Origin of the sequence: Fischerella muscicola PCC 7414 (assembly GCF_000317205.1) — a bacterium.
Lineage (GTDB): Bacteria > Cyanobacteriota > Cyanobacteriia > Cyanobacteriales > Nostocaceae > Fischerella > Fischerella muscicola.
The window spans coordinates 1-2,342 of sequence record NZ_AJLK01000147.1 but is presented as its reverse complement, the minus strand read 5'-3'; the positions used below and the strand labels follow the sequence as shown (position 1 = coordinate 2,342).

The 2,342-nt window shown below is 39.5% G+C and carries 3 protein-coding genes; all 3 read right to left on the bottom strand.

Annotation, left to right across the window (positions count from 1 at the left end):
- Positions 1-105: 105 nt before the first annotated feature.
- From UYI_RS0122845 to UYI_RS0122835, 3 genes are read right to left on the bottom strand one after another with little or no spacing between them, the layout of a single operon-like run.
- A complete protein-coding gene (locus UYI_RS0122845) occupies positions 106-1,479 on the bottom strand; it encodes a serine/threonine protein kinase (RefSeq protein ID WP_016868995.1) in 1,374 nt (457 codons plus the stop codon).
- A gap of 15 nt (positions 1,480-1,494) precedes the next feature.
- On the bottom strand, positions 1,495-1,812 hold the full coding sequence (locus tag UYI_RS0122840; protein WP_016868994.1) for an SH3 domain-containing protein: 318 nt from the start codon (positions 1,810-1,812) through the stop codon (positions 1,495-1,497).
- A 35-nt stretch (positions 1,813-1,847) separates the two neighbouring features.
- Positions 1,848-2,285: a hypothetical protein gene (locus UYI_RS0122835; RefSeq protein WP_016868993.1), complete on the bottom strand. Its 438-nt coding sequence runs from the start codon at positions 2,283-2,285 to the stop codon at positions 1,848-1,850.
- Positions 2,286-2,342: the final 57 nt, after the last annotated feature.

Sequence of the window (2,342 nt, the reverse complement as noted above, 5' to 3'; positions counted from 1 at the left end):
GGACACCCCTCTCCTTAGTAAGGAGAGGGGCTGGGGGGTGAGGTTTTTTCATCCTTGGTGATGAAATTTTTTCATCGGAACTGCGTTTCAAAAAAAAGGTCAAAATTATGAACATGCTATTCTAGCAGGATCAATCCAGTTTTGCATTTCTCGTACTAACCCCAGACACTCCTCTTCAGTCAAATCCCAATCCAGTAAATAAATTTTGTTTGCCCGAATCATTAATCGCCACACAGTTTTTGTCAAGACACAACTACTACTAGCATAAAAAGACTTTTCAACTGGATACATAGTAATATACTGGATCTGAGAAATTGTACCTGATTCTTCTTTGCATCTAAACAAGTATTTTTCACAGATTTTAAAGCGGTCTATTGCTCTTTCAAAGTATACAAAACGTTCTCCCCTATCTGTAAAATTTGCTTGGGTAATAAAACAGATAAAACTCAAATAAATAATGATAAATAGAGGTATAAAATTACTGCCCATGATACTAAAACCAGCACTAACAGTAATTAAAATGGCAGTAATAAATAAGTTGTCGATATTGATTGGTGTATACTTAATTTGATGAATTTTATAAATTTCTAGTTTTCCTGCAAATCTTTTGATCACCACACGATTAGTCTGGGATCGCCTGGTGTATCTAGGAGCAAATATCTGTAAAGCACCATGTTCAAGTTCTTGGAGTGCTTGATGAGCGGTGGCAAATCTTTGTTCACAAGCAGGTTCCGTAAGTATTTCTAGCCAACTCGCAAAGCTGGGATTGAGGTTGGTGCGATCGCGAAATTGAATCCGGAGATTATTCTGTAGTTCAGCAGGAGCAAGGCCTGTAAGGAGATGAATCAACGTAGCTCCTAGTGCATAAAGGTCTGATGCTGGGACAGCTCGTCCCCAAAATTGTTCTAGTGGTGCATAACCATAACTACCTACAACTGTGAATGTTACTCCTGTTATTGCTGCTCGATCTTGTACTGCACCAAAATCAACTAGATAAATTTGTTTATCCTCACCCAAAATCAAATTACTAGGCTTGAGATCACGGTGGAGAACAGGCGGACTTAATTCATGCAAATAAATTAAAATTTGCAGGATTTGTTTAGCAATTTTGCGAATTTCCTCTTGATTAAACCTTTTACCTGCTTCTAAGAGTTCCTGTAGAGTTTTACCAGGAATATAATTTTGTACCAACCCCCACCAAAGTAATTGTGAACCAGCTTCTTGTTCTACCACAAAGTAATCTCTATAGTGGGGGATTTGGGAATGATTGAGATTTTGCAGGACTTGAACTTCACGCTCAAATAATTTCAAATCTTCCCATTGAAATTGAGGGGCAAATACTAAAATTTTAACAATAACTAATTCGTGAGGTTGAACTGATAAATCTTTTGCTAGCCAAGTTTGACGACTTGCGATCGCGCTTCCCAATCGATGTTGAAGTTGGTAACGTTCTTGTAAGATTTGTCCTGATTTCCACATAGCAGCAAGCCCCTTCTACATTTGAAAACATCTTAAATATCTGGCAGCAACCCAACCTTGACCTATTAGTCCATCTGCTCTCAAATATCGAATTCTGGCCCAATATCCCTTTGGGCTAAGTCCGGTGACAGCCACAAGATTTCCATAGGGAAGAGTTGTGATAATACGCTTTCCACTTTGGATGTACACATATAGTCCTCCGGGTCGAGTAACTCTGTAAGATTGGCAGACTTTCTGAGCTTGGGCTAGGTGGGGTGTAGTAGCTTCAATACTGGTAAAGGATAGGGAAACTCCAACGGCAAGCAATGCAAGTTTTTTGACGAATTTATTCATTGTTCTCAAGCTTTGATAAAAAATTTTTTGGTCTATTAACGATGGATGTTGTGGCAGACGCTGGCAACATTATGGTTAAACGCTGTGTAGAGGCGCACACACGCCTGTCCGGGACGAATATTCTTTTTAATTAGTCTCTTCTGCTGACCCGCACGTGTGCAGTTCTCAACAGTTTTTCCTCTGTTGCGATAGTAAGTTTTACCAGATGCATCAATAAAATCTACGTCAATGCGCCAGTTGCAGATATTACCCGCGCTAATGAAATTACCACCAGCATCGTTCACGTAAAGACCTCTACCAAAAACACCGCCAGTTAGTTGACCAGAAGGGATAGGAATGTCTTTCCAAGTCTGAACTCCCCAGTAGGCATAACCTATGGCACTTGCATTAGCAGAAGGAACTACAATTAGACCACTTAGTATGCTTGCTATACCTGCGATCGCAGCTTGAGTGTGAAAGTTACTTAAACGCATAGTTAGCACTCCTTAATTTAAATACTGTTACTTGTTGATAAGTTTTAGTTGATTGGG